The sequence below is a fragment of the Acidovorax sp. LjRoot74 genome (assembly GCF_964254355.1).
In the GTDB taxonomy this organism is placed as follows: Bacteria; Pseudomonadota; Gammaproteobacteria; order Burkholderiales; family Burkholderiaceae_C; genus Acidovorax.
On record NZ_CAXUTI020000001.1, the window covers coordinates 3,489,232 to 3,506,762 of the forward strand.

The following is a 17,531-nucleotide window of genomic DNA, read 5'->3' on the forward strand; positions in this document are numbered from 1 at the left end:
GCAAAGCCGCTAGCGGAACCGGGCGATGGAGGGCGAAGGCATGCCACCCCGCCTGCGCTCAGTTTTCCGCACCAATTGCGCTACAGGAACTCCGGCGACTGCACGGTCAGCAGCACAGTCTGGCTTTGGTCCAACCTCTGGCGCTGGCGCAGCCACCACACAGCGCCCTTGCGAACGGCACATTCCGCCGCCTGAAGCTCCAGCAACTGAGCAATGGTCTGGCCCAGCACAGGCTGGTGCCCGACGATCAGCACGGCACCCTTGGAGCGGGGCCACTGGGCCAGCTCCAACAGATCCTCCACGCTCCCGCCCGGAAGCAGTTCTGCCCGCATCTTGAACTTGCGCCCCAGGGCATTGGCCGTCTGCTCGGTCCGCCGCGCCGGGCTGGCCAACACGCGCAAGCCTTCGGGCAACTGGCGGTCCAGCCATGCGGCCATGCGAGCGGCCTGCTTTTCCCCCCGGGAAGTCAGTGCCCGCGCCAGATCATCGCTGCCGTCTGGAGCCTCTTCGGCCTCCGCATGACGCCACAGGATCAGGTCCATCATGCCGTCCTTTGTTCGATCCGGGAAATGGCAGCAGCGGGCCCATAGCGCACCATCAAGGCATCCTGCGCACCCAGTCCGATACCTGGTCGCGGGGCACGGTCGTAGGTGCCCCGCGCGTTCAATGTCCAGGCATCCCTGTCATCGTGCAGGTAGGCCACCAGGCATTCATCCACGATCTGCTGGCGCAGGCCAGCGTCTGTCACGGGCCAAGCCAGCTCAACGCGACGCATCATGTTTCGGTTCATCCAGTCGGCACTGGAGAGGTACAAGTCCTCCTCCCCATCCGCCCGAAAGTAGAAAACGCGTGTGTGCTCCAGAAAACGGCCGATCACCGAGCGAACACGGATGTTGTCCGTGACGCCTGGCACCTGCGCCGCCAACATGCAGGCTCCGCGCACGATGAGGTCAATGCGCGCACCGCGCTGCCCCGCCAGAATGAGGGCGCGAATCAGCGTCTCATCGGTGAGGGCATTCATCTTGGCAACGATCCGAGCATCCTCGCCACGACCCGCCGCCAGGCCAACCTGCTCAATCTTCTCGACCATGCGACGGTGCAGGTGGAATGGCGCCAGCATGAGCTTGCGCAGTTTGGGCGGGCGGTTCTGGCTGGCCAGGTGGTTGAACACGCCATCCATGTCCGCCGTGGTTTCCTCATCGGCGGTCAGGTAGCTCAGATCGGTATACAGACGGGCTGTGCGCACGTTGTAGTTGCCTGTGGAGAGATGCCCGTAGCGCCGTAACTGCCGCCCTTCCCTGCGCGTGACCAGCAGCATCTTGGCGTGCGTCTTGAGCCCCACCACGCCGTACACCACCTGCGCGCCAATCGACTCCAGCGCCTCAGCCCAGTTGATGTTGGCCTCTTCATCAAAACGCGCCTTGAGTTCCACAACCGCCATCACTTCTTTGCCCCGACGCACGGCCTCGGACAGCAGGTCCATCAGCTCGGAGTCAGCGCCAGTACGGTAGATGGTCTGCTTGATAACCAACACCTGAGGATCGTTCACAGCTTCGCGCAGGAAGGCCAGCAGGCCATCGAAACTCTCAAAGGGCTGATGAATCAGCGCATCCCGCTGGCGCAACTGGTCCATGATGGACACGCCCGGCTGCAACTGGCGGGGCCACGACGAACTCCAGGCCGGGAACAACAATGCAGGGTCGTTGACCAGGTCCACCAGTTGCGTCAGTCGCACCAGGTTCACCGGGCCGTGCACACGGTACAGGGCGGCAGCCGGAAGGCCAAACTGCTCCAGCAGGAAGTCGGACAGGAACTTCGAGCAACCGGCCGAAACCTCCAACCGCACAGCCTGCCCATAGTGGCGGTGTTGCAGCCCTTGCCGCAGGGCGGTGCGCAGGTTGCGCACGTCTTCCTCGTCCAGCGCCAAATCCGAGTGGCGCGTGACGCGAAATTGCGAAAACTCGGTCACCTCGCGACCCGGAAAAAGGTCCTCCAGGTGCGCGCGGATGATGCTCGACAAGCTGACGAAAAGCGCTTCCTTGGGTGCCACCTTGGCTGGCATGCGGATCAAACGTGGCAGCGCGCGCGGCACTTTGACGATGGCGATTTCGTTCTCGCGGCCAAAGGCATCCCGCCCCTTGAGACGGACGATAAAGTTCAATGACTTGTTGGCAACCTGCGGGAACGGGTGCGCCGGATCCAGCCCCACGGGAATCAGCAAGGGACGGACTTCGCGCACAAAGTAGTCGTGCACCCAGCGCTTTTGCTCAGACGACCGATCACCATGGCCAACGATGCGGATGCCATGCTGGGCAAATGCGGGCACCAAGTCGTCGTTGTACAGGCTGTACTGGCGCTCCACCAGATCGTGGACCTTGGCAGACAGCGCTTCGAATGAGCCCACGGTATAGAGCCCCTTGGTCTCACCTTTCTTGGCCGCCGTGATGTGGGGCGCTGCGCGCACTTCGAAGAACTCGTCCAGGTTGGACGAAACGATACACAGATAACGCAGACGCTCCAGCAGGGGAACGTCCGTGCGTACCGCCCAATCGAAAACCCGTTCGTTGAAAGCCAGGATGCTGTGATCGCGGTCCAGAAACACGGATGGGGACGCACCGTGACCGACCACCTCCGGGACATGCCCCGAATCAGGAAATGATGCCGGGGACATGTCAACCACGGAGTCTGAACGCTCGCGCTGCACAGACACAGCGTCATTGGGAAGCAAAGGCAACATGGATACGCAAACGCGGCAAATGCAGGATGCCCCAGTATTTAACGACCAGATGACAATGATGTGACAGATTTTGTGACAGCTGAAAAACCCGTCACACCCGCATGGCGGACTGGCACAAGGTACTGTTGAAACAGTTGCGCCGCATGGCCCCAGGTGAAATCCAGCGCACGGCTGCGCGCCTCGGAGCGCGGGATCGCCAGTGCCTGCTGACTGGCTGTCAGCAAGTTGTCATCCAGCACACCACCACGGGCAACGCCACGCTGGTGAGCGCCAAGCACCTCCATGGGGCCGTCCACAGGAAAAGCCGCTACCGGGGTCCCGCAAGCCATCGCCTCCAGCATCACCAGTCCAAACGTTTCCGAACAACTGGGGAATACAAAAACATCAGCAGCCGCGTACACCTGCGCAAGAGCTGCGCGGTCCAGAATGCCGAGCCAACGTACCTGCGGATATTTCGCCTTGAGCCGGGCTTCCAGCGGCCCGACACCGCACACCACCTTGGTGCCGGGCAAGTCCAATTGCAGGAACGCCTCGATGTTCTTTTCGTAAGAAATTCGCCCGACATACAAAGATACGGGGTGAGCCAAAGCACCCGTCAGCGGGCTTGGGCAAGCCACGCCATGGAAAGGAAAAGCTTGTGTGTCCACACCGTGGGTCCACTGGCGCAGGTTGCGAAAACCTCGCTGCTCCAGCATCTGCAGAACCCCATGCGTAGGCACCATCACCCCAGACGACGGCCGGTGGAAATGCTTGAACAACGCGTAACCCCACGACAAGGGGACACGCAGGGCCGCGTGGAGGATTTCTGGAAACTTGGTGTGAAACGCAGTTGTGAAGGCCAACCTGTTCTGCAGGCAATAGCGCCGCCCCGCCCAACCCAAAGGCCCCTCGGTGGCCAGATGAATGGCATCGGGCTGCAGGGCATCCAGCATCTTGACCACCAATCGGCCTGGACGCACAGCCAGATCAATGCCGGCATAGCCCGGGCAGGGTCGGGTGGCGAAGTGTCCTGGATGCACCACTGTCACCTCGTGCCCCATGCCCTCCAGCTCCCGCACCAGCTCCAGCAACGTAGTGACCACCCCATTGACCTGAGGCAACCAGGCGTCTGTCAGCAAGGCGATCTTCATGCGGGCACTCCGGCTTTGACAGGGGAGGCATGGGGTACAGGCACAGCAGGCCACTGCAGAAGCTCCAGACGGCCGTCCAGATGCTCTACCAGCGCTGTGTGGCTTTCCACCCAATCGCCGTCATTGCAATAAAGCGTGCCGCCAATTTCGCGCATCTCGGCCCGATGAATATGGCCACACACCACCCCATCGTGGCCACGGCGGCGCGCTTCAGTAGCCACAGCAACCTCGAAATCGGTCACATAGTTGAGGGCCTTCTTCACTTTGCCTTTGAGGTAAGCCGACAACGACCAGTAAGGCAAGCCCATGCGAGCGCGCAGGGTGTTGAGGTGGCGATTGAGCTTGAGCGTGAACTCGTACAGGTTGTCCCCCAAGTACGCGAGCCATTTGGCGCACTGGATGACACCATCAAAGTGATCTCCGTGTGTCACCCAGAGGCTGCGGCCATCGGCCGTGGTGTGCACTGCATCCGCCACGACTTCGATCCCTCCAAACGAGTGGCCCACAAAGGCCCGCGCAAATTCGTCATGGTTGCCGGGCACGAACACCACCCGGCATCCCTTGCGCGCGCGGCGCAGCAGCTTTTGCACCACATCGTTGTGGGCCTGCGGCCAGAACCATTTGCGCCGCAACTGCCAGCCATCCACGATGTCCCCGACAAGATAAAGATGATCGCTGGGGTGGTGCTTGAGAAAATCCAGCAAGGCAATGGCCTGGCAACCGGGTGTACCCAGGTGCAGATCAGAGATAAAGACCGCCCGGTACCGGCGCGGCCCGCCAGCGTGCATGTGGGCGTCGGGCTCGGCGTCATCAGGCCCCAGGGGCTCGTGCAGCCAGGGGCCCAATGCGTCGAACGCGGCGCGCATCAAGCCCCCAGGAAATGTTTGCGATAACGGGGATGCAGATCTGCCAGGCGCATCAGCATGGGGAGGTCTGCAGTGTTGAAATCAGGGTCCCAAGCCGGGGCTCCCAATACCCGCGCGCCCAAACGGAGATAGCCTTTGATCAAGGCAGGAGGCTCCACGGCGATAGAGCTATCCAGATGCTCCACGGGGAGGGGCAAGCGCGGCAACACGTGGTATTCAATGGCAGCAAGATGGGTCTTGCGCACTTGCTGCCAGATGCTGGCCGCAGCGTCACCGCTGACCACCCCGTTGTGGAGCATGGGAATGCTGGCGCAGCCGATCATGGTGTCGAGCTGGTTGCGCACCATGAAGTCCGCCAATGCGCTCCACAGCGCCATGATCACGCCGCCATGGCGGTGGTCGGGATGCACACAGCTGCGGCCCAGCTCCACCATGCGGGGGCGCAAAGTGCGCAGCCTCGTCAGATCGAATTCCGTATCACTGTAGGTGCCCCCCACCCGTTTGGCCTGCGCAGGCGTGAGCACCCGATAAGTCCCAATGACTTGCTGGCTCTGGGCATCGCGCACCAGCAGGTGTTCGCAGTAGTCGTCAAACAGGTCCACATCGTGGCCGGCGATGGGGGTCGTCAATCGAGCGCCCATTTCAGCAGCGAAAACGTCGAACCGGAGACGCTGTGCCTCACGAACCTCATCCTGATGTCGTGCCCACGCCACCTGAATGGCGCCACGTTCCTGGGCTGGCTTTTCTGCGCCAGGCACAACAACCTGCCGATGTGAAGCGCCTGCGCCAACAGCATCAACAGCGGGGGACAAGGTCAGGCGGGACAAATCATTCATGGTGCAGCGTCTCTTTCTATGAGGACGGGACCGGCTGAAAGCGCCGGCCGCTCGGGGAATCCGTTTCCCTGGCCGGGAGTGTGGAATTGGTGCGTGACGCCAACGTGTCTGTGACATGTCATCGCCATGACAAACGAGCTCTTTGGAACCAGCTCCACGCGGCCATTGGGCCTGCATAATTGGTTCAGGAAACCGCACTGTGTCCGCACTGCCCCCACCCCCTTCCCGTCGCTCCCTGACTGCTTTTGTGGCCGTTTTTGCGCTGGCGGCAGTCTGTGCGGGAACCTTGATCTGGACCATCGAACGCCAGGAACAGGCCCAACAACGCACACAGGCGGCAGACATTGCGGGGGATCATGTGCAGGCACTGCAAAGGGCCATAGAACTGGCGCTTTCGGCCAACAACGCACTCGTGGCGCTTGTGCGGCAAGGGCAAGGCAATGTCACCCAGTTCGAAGAAGTGGGCACGCAGATGCTGCCGTTCTACCCTGGCATCGCGGCCATGGGCCTCTCTCCCGACGGGGTTGTGCGGCAGGTCGTCCCCCGGCAAGGCAACGAAAACCTCATCGGGTTTGACCAACTCAAGGACCCCCGGCAAAGCGCCGAGTCGATCCGGGCCCGAGACACTGGCTTGCACACGCTGGCCGGCCCGATCGAACTTGTGCAGGGGGGACTTGGGGTGGTGGGTCGCCAGCCCGTGTACCTGGACGATGACCAGGGACGCCGCCGCTTCTGGGGATTCACCTACGTCACGATCCGCCTGCCCGATGTGTTGGCCGCTACCCGGCTGCCACAGCTCACCGAGCGCGGCTACCACTACCGCTTGTGGCGTGTACGGCCCGACACGGGAGAGGAGCAGACCATCACGGCCTCAGCTCCGCCGCCGGGAAGCGATGCAGAGGGCCGCTCGTTGACTCTGCCCAATGGGCAATGGACGCTGAGCCTTGCGCCCGCCAATGGCTGGGGTTCACCAGCTGTACTGGCACTGCGTTGCGCACTGGGTCTCCTGTTTGCGCTGCTCATGGCATACTTGGCACGCCTGCTTGTGGTGCTGAAAGCGCACGAACGCGGGCTGGCCTTCGAGGTAGCCCAGCGCACCTCCGAAATCCAGGCCACCCAGCAGCACCTGCAGGCCACCATCGACGCCATTCCCGATCCTTTGTTCGAGCTTGACCTGGATGGCCGCTATTGCAGCGTGCACAGCCAGCGTGCTGAGCTGCTGGCGGCCCCTGCTGAGCAGTTGATAGGGCGCAGCGTGACTGAGGTTTTGCCCGCATTGGCGGCGCTGTCGGTGATGGACATATTGAAGGAAGCCCAGACCCAGGGCTGGTCCACCGGACGGCAAATTGTGCTGGACCTGCAGGGTCTCGGCATCACTTGGTTCGAACTCTCGGCCGCCCGCAAACCGGGCTCGCCGGGCGCCACGCCCCACTTCATCCTGCTGTCGCGGGACATCACTGAACGCAAACGGTCTCAGGAACAGCTGCAGTTGACGGCCCAAGTGTTCGACCAGAGCAGTGAAGCCATCGTGATTGCGGACGCATCCCACACCATCGTGCGCATCAACCGTGCCTTCACACGGATCACGGGTTACTCAGAATCCGAGGCCGTAGGCCAGTCCGTGCGACTGCTCACGTCGGCCCAATCTGCCCAGGACTTCAACGCCGATGCCGTCTATGCCCGCCTCACCCAGGAGGGGCACTGGGAAGGCGAAGCATGGGGCCGCCGCAAGGACGGCTCCACCTATCCGCAATGGCTGTCCGTGAGCGGCGTACGCGATGGCAACGGCTGCACGACACATTCAATCACGCTGTTTCGAGACATCACCGTGCAGCGCGAGGCGCAAGACCGCATCCAGCGCCTCGCACATTTCGACCCCTTGACTGACCTGCCCAACAGGGCCCTGTTGGCCGAACGGGCCCGACGCCACATTGCCGACCTGCAAGCCCAGGGGGGCACGCTGGCAATGCTGTTCCTGGATCTGGATCACTTCAAGAATGTGAATGACTCGCTGGGCCATCGCATCGGCGATATCCTGCTGGTGGCCGTAGCCCGCCGCCTGCAGTCACTGCTAGGCCCCCAGGACACCGTCTCACGCCTGGGGGGCGATGAGTTTCTGCTGTTGCTGCCCTCGGCCTCTGCAGCCCACGCGGCCGAAGTAGCCACCCGGTTGCTGACGGCTGTAGCACAACCTTTTCAGATTGACCCCTACGAACTCACCACCACCTTGTCCGTGGGCATTGCCATGTATCCGGCCGATGGCGATTCGTTTGACACGCTCTACCAGCGTGCGGATGCCGCCATGTACCGCGCCAAACAAAGTGGGCGCAACCGGTACGGTTTCTTCACTGCCGATTTGGAGGCAAGAACGGCCCGCGCGCTGCAGATCGAAAATGCGCTGCGCCGCGCCCTGGAGCGCAACCAGTTCGAACTGCACTATCAGCCCCAGGTGTCACTGACCACGCGCCAGGTGGTCGGCGCCGAAGCGTTACTGCGCTGGCGCCACCCAGAACTGGGTATGGTGTCCCCAGCAGAATTCATTCCTGTAGCCGAGAGCAGCGGCATGATCGTGGTCATTGGCGAGTGGGTGCTCCACACAGCTGTGCACGATGCCAAACGTTGGCTGGACATGCAGTTGCCGTTACGGGCGCTCTCGGTCAATTTATCAGCGGTGCAGTTCCGCCACCCACAACTGCCAGAAATGGTGACACGCTGCCTGCAACAGGCCGGGTTACCCGCACGCCGACTTGAGCTGGAGCTGACGGAAGGCGCTGCGGTGGACGACCCTGCCGCCGCCCTGGCCATGATGGACCAGTTGCACGACCGCGGCGTGCGCCTGTCGATGGACGACTTTGGCACTGGCTATTCCTCCCTGAGCTATCTCAAACGCTTCCAGATCTACAAACTGAAGATCGACCAGTCATTTGTGCGTGACCTTGATGACGATGCCAATGACCGTGCCATCGTCAGCGCCATCATCAGCATGGCTCAGGCACTTGGCATGCAGACCACGGCCGAGGGCGTGGAGACCGATGGCCAACTCGAATTCCTGCGGGCCCAAGGCTGCGACGAAGGCCAGGGCTATCTCTTCAGCCGCCCTCTGCCCGCAGACGAGTTCGAAGCCTACCTGCGCCAGCATCTGGGCGGCTGACTACACCGGTCAGCGCACCCTTGCCCCTGCGGCATACCCGCAGTAGGGTTGTAAGCTGGCGCTGCTACACTTTGGCACAATTTTTTTGAGGCCATGTCTGGCCCTGCCGCCCGCACTGGTCTCTATGTCCCCGCTGTACAGCACTCCGGAATTGCAGCGTCCTGGAGTTGCCACCGATCCCCCACTGCATCGCACACTGCGTGAACAACAGATCCTGCTCGACAGCGCGGGAGTGGGTATTGTTTTCCTGCGCCAACGCAGCGTGGTCCGCTGCAATCAGCGGTATGCAGAGATTTTTGGCTATGCCAGCCCCGCACGCTTGGTAGGGATCAACACAGAGGCTTTTTACCCAGACCGGGACGCGTTCCGGGAGCTGGGGCGCATGGCCTACCCAGTGCTGGCCCAGGGGCAATCTTTTCGGGTGGAGCGTCAGCTGCGCCGCTGTGATGGCACCCTTTTCTGGGGCAGTCTCACGGGCAGGCTTATCAATCCGCACGACACTACCGAGGGGTCTATCTGGATCCTGGACGACATTGATGAGCAAAAATGTGCCCAGGCCGCACTGAGCGCTGCGGAACGAGAGAAACAGTTGCTGTTTGACAGCGCCATGGTGGGCATTGTTTTTCTGCGTGACCGGCACCTGACCCGTTGCAACGATCACTTCGAGCAGATGTTGGGCTTTCAACCTGGCGAACTCATGGGCAGTTCCTCACGCCGCTGGTATGCCAGCGACGAGGCCTGGGAAGAAGTGGGCCACCGCTGCTATCCCTTCCTGGCCGCCGGTCAGTCCTACGAAGGCGAGGTGGAGCTTTGCCGCAAGGATGGTACCCCCGTGATCTGCGAAGTTCGCAGCAAGTCCATCGACCCGGCCGACCCATCGCAAGGATCCATCTGGATCACGATGGACATCACCGAACGCAAGCAGGCCCAGGCCGCGCTGGCCCGCGCGCATGAAGAACTGGAACAGCAGGTCCAGGACCGCACACGCGAGTTGCGCGAAACGGTGGACAACCTGCACCGTGAGATCAGCGACCGCAAGGCTGACCAGGAACGCATCTACTGGCTGGCCCACTACGACGCCCTCACCGGCCTGCCCAATCGCGCGTTGCTGGCCGAGCGGGCGCAGCGGGCCATCCAGGTGGCCCAGGAGAACGGTACGCCGCTGGCCGTGATTTTCCTGGACCTGGACCATTTCAAGCATGTGAATGATTCGCTGGGACACCGCGTGGGCGATGCCCTGCTGGTCGAAATCGCAAAAAGATTGCGGGCCGTGGTGCGTGACAAGGACACCGTGGCGCGCCTGGGCGGGGATGAGTTCATCCTGCTGCTGCCAGGCGCCAATGCCCATGGCGCAGCCCGGGTGGCAAGCAAGCTGCAAGAAGCATCACGCCAGCATTACCAGATTGATCACCATGAACTGACCATGGCCCCGTCCATGGGAGTGGCATTGTTCCCACAAGATGGCAGCAACTTCGACACGCTGACCCAGTCTGCCGATGTGGCCATGTACCGTGCCAAGCTTGACGGCCGCAACACCTTTCGCTTCTTCACCCCCGAAATGCAGGCCCAGTCGGTGCGCGCATTGCAGCTGGAAAATGCCCTGCGCCGCGCCTTGGAGCGTGACCAGTTCCGATTGCACTACCAGCCCCAGATGAGCCTGGCGACGGGCAATGTCCGCAGCGTGGAGGCCTTGCTGCGCTGGCAGCACCCACAGCTGGGGCAGGTCTCGCCCGCAGAGTTCATCCCCATCGCCGAAGACAGCGGGCAAATCCTGCAGATTGGGGAGTGGGTGCTGCGCACGGCACTGGCACAACTCAAGGCTTGGCGCTCTTGCGGCTTCCCCGGGCTCACGATGGCTGTGAATCTCTCCGCCATCCAGTTCCGTCAGCCCCAGTTGCCCGAGCTGGTCAGCCGCATGCTGGCGGAATTCGACCTTCCACCCGACTCGCTGGAGCTGGAATTAACCGAAGGTGTGGCAGTGGATGACCCGCATGCTGCTGTGGCCACCATGGACCAGTTGCATGCCAGAGGTGTGCGCATGTCCATGGATGACTTTGGCACTGGCTACTCGTCACTGAGCCAGCTCAAGCGGTTCCAGATTTTCAAGCTCAAGATCGACCAGTCGTTCGTGCGCGATCTGGGCAACGACAGCAACGACCGCGCCATCGTGAGCGCCATTATCCGCATGGCCCAAGCGCTGGGCATCCGCACCACGGCCGAGGGGGTCGAGACGGAGTGCCAGCTGGAGTTTCTGCATGAGCAAGGGTGCGATGAAGCCCAGGGCTACCACTTCAGCACGCCGCTGCCCGCCGCAGACCTGGAGGTGTTCATGCGCCAGCACCTGCACCGGGACTCCCCTGCGGACGCTCTGGCCTGAGTCCCCGGCCTCTTGCGGGCTGGGCGATGGCCCCGTCCCCCTGTCAGTCCAGCAACAGCTTCTGAAAAAACTGCGCCGACCCCATCTGGGGGGCCAGCACGTAGGCAGCAAACCCTTCGCGCTCATAGGCCTGGATTGCCGCCCGATTGCCAGACAGGACCTCCAGCGTGAGCTTGCAGGCACAGCGCTCCCGAGCCAGGGTTTCGACCTTCTGCAGCATCCGCTGTGCAATCCGGTGGCCGCGCCAAACAGGTGCCACCACCACATCGTGCACATTGACCAAGGGCTTGCAGGCAAAAGTGGAGAACCCTTCGAAGCAGTTGACCAACCCCACGGCCACCCCGGCATTGAGCGAAGAGGGCTGCCCCTCCTCTTCCATCCAGGCCATGACACTGAACGCCTGGGGTTGCCGTTGGCGCAGCGCCTGGACCAGCCCCTGCTTGACCTCAGCCTCCAGTGGCTTGCCACCGCCCGCCACGTCCCGTGCGTAGCCGTCCATCAAATCCACCAGCGCGGCGGCTTCTCGGGGATTGGTATAGTCCACCGTGCGCACGGAGATGGGGAGCATGGATTCGGTGAGCGGTATCATGAACTACTCCTGCGAATTGAAGCGGTAGAAGATCCTCTCCCCAGGAAGGCGGCGTAGAGGCGCCAGAGGCTCAGCCCGCGCGGGCCGCATCGGCCAGCCGCTGAGCGCAGGAACTGGCCATTTGTGCGTCCTGGGCCTCCACCATCACGCGCAGCAAAGGCTCCGTGCCACTGGCGCGGATAAGCACGCGGCCCGAAGCACCCAGGTCGCGCTCCACGGCCTGTGTCGTCTCCGCCAGCAGGCGGTTGGACTTCCAGTCCTGGCCCGGGGCCATACGCACATTGAGCAACACTTGGGGATAGAGAGTGACGTCGCCGAGCAATTGGGCTATGGTCTGCCCACTGCGCACGCAGGCTTGAAGCACCTGCAAAGCGCTCACCAGGCCATCACCCGTGGTGTGGCGGTCCAATGCCAACAAGTGTCCAGAGCCTTCCCCGCCAAGCACCCAATGGTGGCGCGCCAATTCCTCAAGGACGTAGCGGTCACCCACCTTGGCCCGCACAAACTTCACACCCCGGGACTGCAGCGCCACCTCCACCGCCATGTTGGTCATCAAGGTGCCCACCACACCGGGCACATGCTCGTCACGCCCCATGCGGTCGGAAGCCATCAGGTACAGCAGTTCATCGCCGTTGTACAGGCGCCCCGTGGCGTCCACTATCTGCAAGCGGTCGGCATCGCCATCCAGCGCAATGCCGTAGTCGGCCCGATTGGCGCGCACCGCGCGTACCAGGGCGTCCGGGTGGGTGGCACCCACCTCGTGGTTGATGTTCAAGCCATCAGGAGCGCACCCGATAGACAAGACCTCAGCCCCCAGTTCATGGAACACCTTGGGAGCCACCTGGTAGGCCGCGCCATGGGCAGCGTCCACCACGATCTTCAGCCCCTTGAGGGTCAGGTCCTGCGGAAAGGTGCTCTTGCAGAATTCGATATAGCGCCCCGCAGCATCGTCCAGTCGCCGCGCCTTGCCCAGGCTGGCCGAGTCGGCCCACACTGGGGGCTGCGCCAAAGCCTCTTCCACAGCGAGTTCCCAGGCGTCAGACAGCTTGGTGCCTTGCGCACTGAAAAATTTGATGCCGTTGTCAGGGTAAGGATTGTGGCTCGCACTGATGACCACTCCCAGGCTGGCCCGCTGCGCGCGGGTCAGGTAGGCCACGCCGGGCGTCGGCAGCGGCCCGAGCAGCACCACGTCCACGCCTGCCGAATTGAAGCCAGACTCCAACGCGCTCTCCAGCATGTAGCCAGAAATGCGGGTGTCCTTGCCGATCAGCACTGTGGGACGCTCTTCTGTCCGGCGCAACACCCGACCCACAGCATGCGCCAGGCGCAGTACAAAATCCGGCGTGATAGGCGGCTGTCCCACCGTGCCACGAATGCCATCGGTTCCAAAATACTGGCGCGTCATGTGCTGCATCTCCTCGTATTGATCTCTGTATCGGCGGGATGGTTTTCCATCCCACTCTTTCTCTTAACTACCCCTAGGCCGGATACCTAACGCTGACCACTGTCAGCCTTCGCAGCGCATGGCCGACCACACGGCCAGTGCAGCAACCGTCTCCCTCACATCATGCACACGCACCACCGAAGCGCCCCGGTCCACCGCCAACACAGCAGCGGCCACACTGGGCACCATGCGCTGGTCCACCTCCAGACCGGTCACGACGCCCAAGGACGACTTGCGCGACCAGCCTGCCAGCAATGGGTAACCTGCCATCAACAGTACATCCTGCCGGGCCAGCAAGGCAAAGTTCTGCTCCAAGGTTTTACCAAAGCCGATGCCCGGGTCCAACAGAATTTGCTCTTTTTTGGCCCCTTGGGCGAGCAGGTCCTGCGCTTGATGCTCCAAAAACGATAGCACTTGTGGTACTACATCCTCCGCCATGGGCGCCACCTGCATGGTCTGCGGATCACGGTGCATGTGCATCAGACACACGCCACACTGGGGATGAGAGGCCACCACCGTCAAGGCCCCCGGCTGCCGCAAAGCCCATATGTCATTGACGATATCTGCCCCCAGGTCCAGCACAGCCTGCATCACGGCAGGCTTGTAGGTATCTACCGAGATCGGGACCCCCAGCGCCACCGCCTCACGCACCAACGGCACCACACGGGCCAGTTCCTCGTCCAGAGGCACTGCCGGGCTGCCCGGGCGGGTGGACTCACCTCCTATGTCCAGAATGTCGGCGCCATCCCTGAGCAATCGCTCGCAGTGCCGCAACGCTGCCAGCGTGGAAGCATGGCGCCCGCCATCGGAGAACGAATCAGGGGTCACATTGACGATACCCATGACTTTGGGTTGCTCCAAGTCAATGCGAAAACGAGAGGTTTGCCAAAACATGATTCGCTAAGAAGAACCCGGCGCAACAGAGGCCACGGAAATTGAAATGCCGGCGGCGGTCACACCTGCAGGAGGATCGCGCAGCAAACAACCAATATGAAAAACGGGGCACAAGGCCCCGTTGCTGGAACAGCAGTGAACGCTCAAGCTACCGTCGGTGCGGTTCCCGCAGCAACTGCTGGTGTGCCACCGCTGGAGCTGTCCCCCCCAGAAGGAGGCGTACGTGGCGTCCAGTCCTTGGGAGGACGCGGCTCCTTGCCCGCCATGATGTCGTCCAGTTGCTCCGCATCAATGGTTTCCCATTCCAGCAGCGCCTTGGCCATGGCATGCATCTTGTCGCTGTTTTCTTCGATCAGGCGACGTGCCAGGTTGTATTGCTCATCGATGATGCGACGCACTTCGCTATCGACCTTCTCCATGGTCTGTTCGCTCATGTTCGTCGTCTTGGTGACCGAACGGCCCAGAAAGACTTCACCTTCATTCTCGGCATAGACCATCGGTCCCAGGGCCGTGGTCATGCCATACCGGGTCACCATGTCCCGCGCGATGTGCGTGGCACGCTCAAAGTCGTTGCTGGCGCCAGTGGTCATCTGGTTCATGAACACTTCTTCAGCAATCCGGCCGCCGAACAGCATGCTGATTTGGTTGAGCATGTACTCGCGGTCGTAGCTGTAGCGGTCCTGCTCGGGCAGGCTCATGGTCACGCCCAGGGCACGGCCGCGGGGGATGATGGTGACCTTGTGCACCGGATCGCACTTGGGCAGCAGCTTGCCAATCAGGGCGTGGCCGGCCTCGTGATACGCCGTGTTGCGGCGCTCTTCCTCGGGCATGACCATGCTCTTGCGCTCGGGGCCCATAAGGATCTTGTCCTTGGCCTTCTCGAAGTCCTGCATCTCCACGGTGCGAGCATTGCGGCGCGCAGCCATCAGGGCGGCTTCGTTGCACAGGTTGGCCAGGTCGGCACCGCTCATGCCGGGCGTGCCGCGCGCGATGATCGCGGGGGCCACGTCCTGGCCGATCGGGATCTTGCGCATGTGCACGTTCAGGATTTGCTCACGGCCACGGATGTCGGGCAGCGTCACATAGACTTGGCGGTCGAAACGGCCGGGGCGCAGCAGGGCAGCGTCCAGAATGTCGGGGCGGTTGGTGGCAGCCACCACGATCACACCCAGGTTGGTCTCGAAACCGTCCATCTCGACCAACATCTGGTTCAGGGTCTGCTCGCGCTCGTCGTTGCCACCGCCCAGGCCGGCGCCGCGCTGGCGGCCCACGGCGTCAATTTCATCGATGAAGATGATGCAGGGGGCGTTCTTCTTGGCGTTGTCGAACATGTCGCGCACACGGGCCGCGCCCACGCCGACAAACATTTCCACGAAGTCCGAGCCCGAGATGCTGAAGAACGGAACCTTGGCTTCGCCAGCAATGGACTTGGCCAGCAGGGTCTTGCCGGTGCCGGGTGGGCCGACCAGCAACAGGCCACGCGGGATACGGCCGCCGAGCTTCTGGAATTTCTGCGGGTCCTTAAGGAAGTCCACGACTTCCTTGACTTCTTCCTTGGCCTCGTCGCAGCCTGCCACATCAGCGAAGGTGACCTGGTTGTTGTTCTCGTCGAGCATGCGCGCCTTGCTTTTGCCGAAGCTGAAGGCGCCGCCCTTGCCACCGCCCTGCATCTGGCGCATGAAGTACACCCACACACCGATGAGCAGCAGCATGGGGCCCCAGCTGACCAGCAGGGTCATGAGCAAGGAACCTTCCTCGCGGGGCTTCACGTCGAACTTGACGTTGTGGTTGAGCAAATCACCCACCAAACCCCGGTCCAGCACAGAGGCGTTGGTGCGGATCTTGCGGTCATCGGTGGTGATCGCCACGATTTCACCGCCACTCAAGCCCTCGGGGATGGTCGCGCTCTTGATACGGTTGTTCCGGACTTCGTCAAGAAATTCGGAATAGCCGATGTGCCCGGCACTGGCGCCAGTGCGGGTGTCAAACTGTTTGAACACCGTGAACAGCACCATGGCGATAACCAGCCATACGGCAATTTTTGAAAACCACTGATTGTTCAAGCGGGGCTCCAGTTGCAGGGAACAGAAAACGGACACACTGCCGTCACGGCGTATGTGTGGCCCATTTTAGGTCTTTCAAGCCGCGGGACCACTCTTATTCCCACTCACGGCCATGGAATCAGCGCGGGCTTTACTGCCATATTTCAAGCATTCTTGACCAGAGGCAAGCTCTCTCAGGCCGCCTTCCTGAGCCCCATGCCCACCAGAAAGGTTTCAGACGACTTGTCGCGCGAAGCCTTGGGTTTGAGCGGTTTGACCACCTTGAAAGTCTGCTTGAAAAGGGTCACCAGGTCACTGTAGCCACTGCCATGGAACAGCTTGACGACCAGTGCTCCTTCTGGTTTCAAATGGTTGCAAGCAAAATCCACAGCCAACTCGACCAGGTGGGCAATGCGGGCGGCATCGGCTGACTCGATGCCCGACAGATTGGGCGCCATATCAGACACCACCACATCCACCACGCGACCGTCGAGCGCCTGCTCCAGGCGTTCGAGTACATCGGCCTCGCGAAAATCGCCGTTGAGGTAAGTTACGCCCTCAATGGGCTCCATGGGCAGGATGTCGAGTGCGATGATCGCGCCGTTGAGTTGCCCCGCCGCCGCCCCAGAGGGTGACAGGCGTCGGCGCAGGTATTGGCTCCAGGCACCCGGGGTCGAGCCCAGGTCTACCACGGTGTACCCCGGTTTGATGAGGCCCAGCTGCTCGTCAATCTCCTTGAGTTTGTAGGCTGCACGTGCGCGGTATCCCTCTTTTTGGGCCAATTTGACGTAGGTGTCGTTGACGTGGTCGTTCAACCACGCCTTGTTGACCTTCTTGCTCTGAGTTTTGACTTTCATCTCTGCTTCTTCGGTTGGGGGGAACGCGTCCAGCATCGATTGGATCATCTTTGCTGCTCCCGCCTGGATTTCGTCTGTCGGGTCCAGTTGTGCGACTACAGCCTCTAGCGTTTCTCTGCTCTTGTTCTTAGGTTTACGCGTTTCATCGATTCGCGCAAGCCGCTCGATGGTGCTGGATGCTATTTCGTGGCTCGTGGTGATCTGCCTAATCCTCTCACGCAGCACCGGGTTTGCGTTTCCCTCGAGGTCCATTTGACGCTCTAGGGACTCTGCAAACCGTCTTTGTCGCAAGCCTTCTGCGTTTTCCATCATCGATAAGAGTGCTGTCGTGGGCACGCTTACGCCTCCTATCGCTGCCAGCTCGCATTGCGCCTCAAGGGATGGGGTCTTGTGGCCCGTTCTCCAGTTGCTCAGAACCTTAGAGCCTATGCCCAGTTTGGCCGCCACCGTCGCGTCACTCCCTTCGGGGCAGTAGAGCCGGGCGCTGTCAATTAGCGAATTGATCCGTTTCAGGTCTTGCATGTGTAATCCAGTTCGGGTTACTATCGAAATACCCCAATTTGGTTTACTTGTACACCGGTTTGGGGTTCGCCACTTTACACCCAGCG

The 17,531-nt window shown here is 61.7% G+C and carries 12 protein-coding genes; 2 read left to right on the forward strand and 10 right to left on the reverse strand.

Annotated elements, in window-relative coordinates; all coding sequences use genetic code 11:
* Nucleotides 1-80: 80 nt before the first annotated feature.
* From ACSQ3O_RS16410 to ACSQ3O_RS16430, 5 genes are all read right to left on the reverse strand, one after another.
* On the reverse strand, nt 81-545 hold the full coding sequence (locus ACSQ3O_RS16410; RefSeq protein WP_298453981.1) for a SixA phosphatase family protein: 465 nt from the start codon (nt 543-545) through the stop codon (nt 81-83).
* Complete coding sequence (ppk1, locus tag ACSQ3O_RS16415) at nt 542-2,602, reverse strand: polyphosphate kinase 1 (protein WP_298454087.1); 2,061 nt, start codon at nt 2,600-2,602, stop codon at nt 542-544. The genes ACSQ3O_RS16410 and ppk1 overlap by 4 nt, the downstream gene beginning before the upstream one ends.
* A 173-nt stretch (nt 2,603-2,775) precedes the next feature.
* Nucleotides 2,776-3,867: a glycosyltransferase family 4 protein gene (locus ACSQ3O_RS16420; RefSeq protein WP_436139685.1), complete on the reverse strand. Its 1,092-nt coding sequence runs from the start codon at nt 3,865-3,867 to the stop codon at nt 2,776-2,778.
* The gene (locus ACSQ3O_RS16425) at nt 3,864-4,733 is read right to left on the reverse strand and encodes a UDP-2,3-diacylglucosamine diphosphatase (RefSeq protein WP_436139686.1); all 870 of its coding nucleotides are present in this window, start codon (nt 4,731-4,733) and stop codon (nt 3,864-3,866) included. Before ACSQ3O_RS16425 ends, ACSQ3O_RS16420 begins: the two co-directional genes overlap by 4 nt.
* Entirely contained in the window at nt 4,733-5,569 is an 837-nt protein-coding gene (locus ACSQ3O_RS16430) for a GNAT family N-acetyltransferase (protein ID WP_436139687.1), read from the reverse strand. The genes ACSQ3O_RS16425 and ACSQ3O_RS16430 overlap by 1 nt, the downstream gene beginning before the upstream one ends.
* Before the next feature lie 199 nt (nt 5,570-5,768).
* Between ACSQ3O_RS16430 and ACSQ3O_RS16435 the strand changes: the two genes are divergently transcribed.
* Nucleotides 5,769-8,720, forward strand: coding sequence for a bifunctional diguanylate cyclase/phosphodiesterase (locus ACSQ3O_RS16435; protein ID WP_436139688.1), 2,952 nt, complete (start codon nt 5,769-5,771; stop codon nt 8,718-8,720).
* Between the two features lie 124 nt (nt 8,721-8,844).
* Nucleotides 8,845-11,097 carry a sensor domain-containing protein gene (locus tag ACSQ3O_RS16440; RefSeq protein ID WP_436139689.1) on the forward strand — a complete coding sequence of 751 codons (2,253 nt, stop codon included), beginning with the start codon at nt 8,845-8,847 and terminating at the stop codon, nt 11,095-11,097.
* Between the two features lie 43 nt (nt 11,098-11,140).
* Here ACSQ3O_RS16440 and ACSQ3O_RS16445 read toward each other — a convergent pair whose 3' ends face one another.
* The 5 genes from ACSQ3O_RS16445 to ACSQ3O_RS16465 all read right to left on the reverse strand — a co-directional run bounded on the left by ACSQ3O_RS16445 (nt 11,141) and on the right by ACSQ3O_RS16465 (nt 16,923).
* Nucleotides 11,141-11,686: a GNAT family N-acetyltransferase gene (locus tag ACSQ3O_RS16445; protein WP_436139690.1), complete on the reverse strand. Its 546-nt coding sequence runs from the start codon at nt 11,684-11,686 to the stop codon at nt 11,141-11,143.
* A gap of 70 nt (nt 11,687-11,756) precedes the next feature.
* Entirely contained in the window at nt 11,757-13,091 is a 1,335-nt protein-coding gene (gene glmM, locus ACSQ3O_RS16450; RefSeq protein WP_436139691.1) for a phosphoglucosamine mutase, read from the reverse strand.
* A gap of 102 nt (nt 13,092-13,193) precedes the next feature.
* Nucleotides 13,194-14,024: a dihydropteroate synthase gene (gene folP / locus ACSQ3O_RS16455; protein ID WP_137748306.1), complete on the reverse strand. Its 831-nt coding sequence runs from the start codon at nt 14,022-14,024 to the stop codon at nt 13,194-13,196.
* 143 nt (nt 14,025-14,167) lie between these two features.
* The gene (gene ftsH, locus ACSQ3O_RS16460) at nt 14,168-16,087 is read right to left on the reverse strand and encodes an ATP-dependent zinc metalloprotease FtsH (RefSeq protein ID WP_137748307.1); all 1,920 of its coding nucleotides are present in this window, start codon (nt 16,085-16,087) and stop codon (nt 14,168-14,170) included.
* Between the two features lie 173 nt (nt 16,088-16,260).
* Nucleotides 16,261-16,923, reverse strand: a complete 663-nt coding sequence (locus tag ACSQ3O_RS16465) for an RlmE family RNA methyltransferase (RefSeq protein WP_436141135.1) — start codon at nt 16,921-16,923, stop codon at nt 16,261-16,263.
* Nucleotides 16,924-17,531 lie beyond the last annotated feature (608 nt).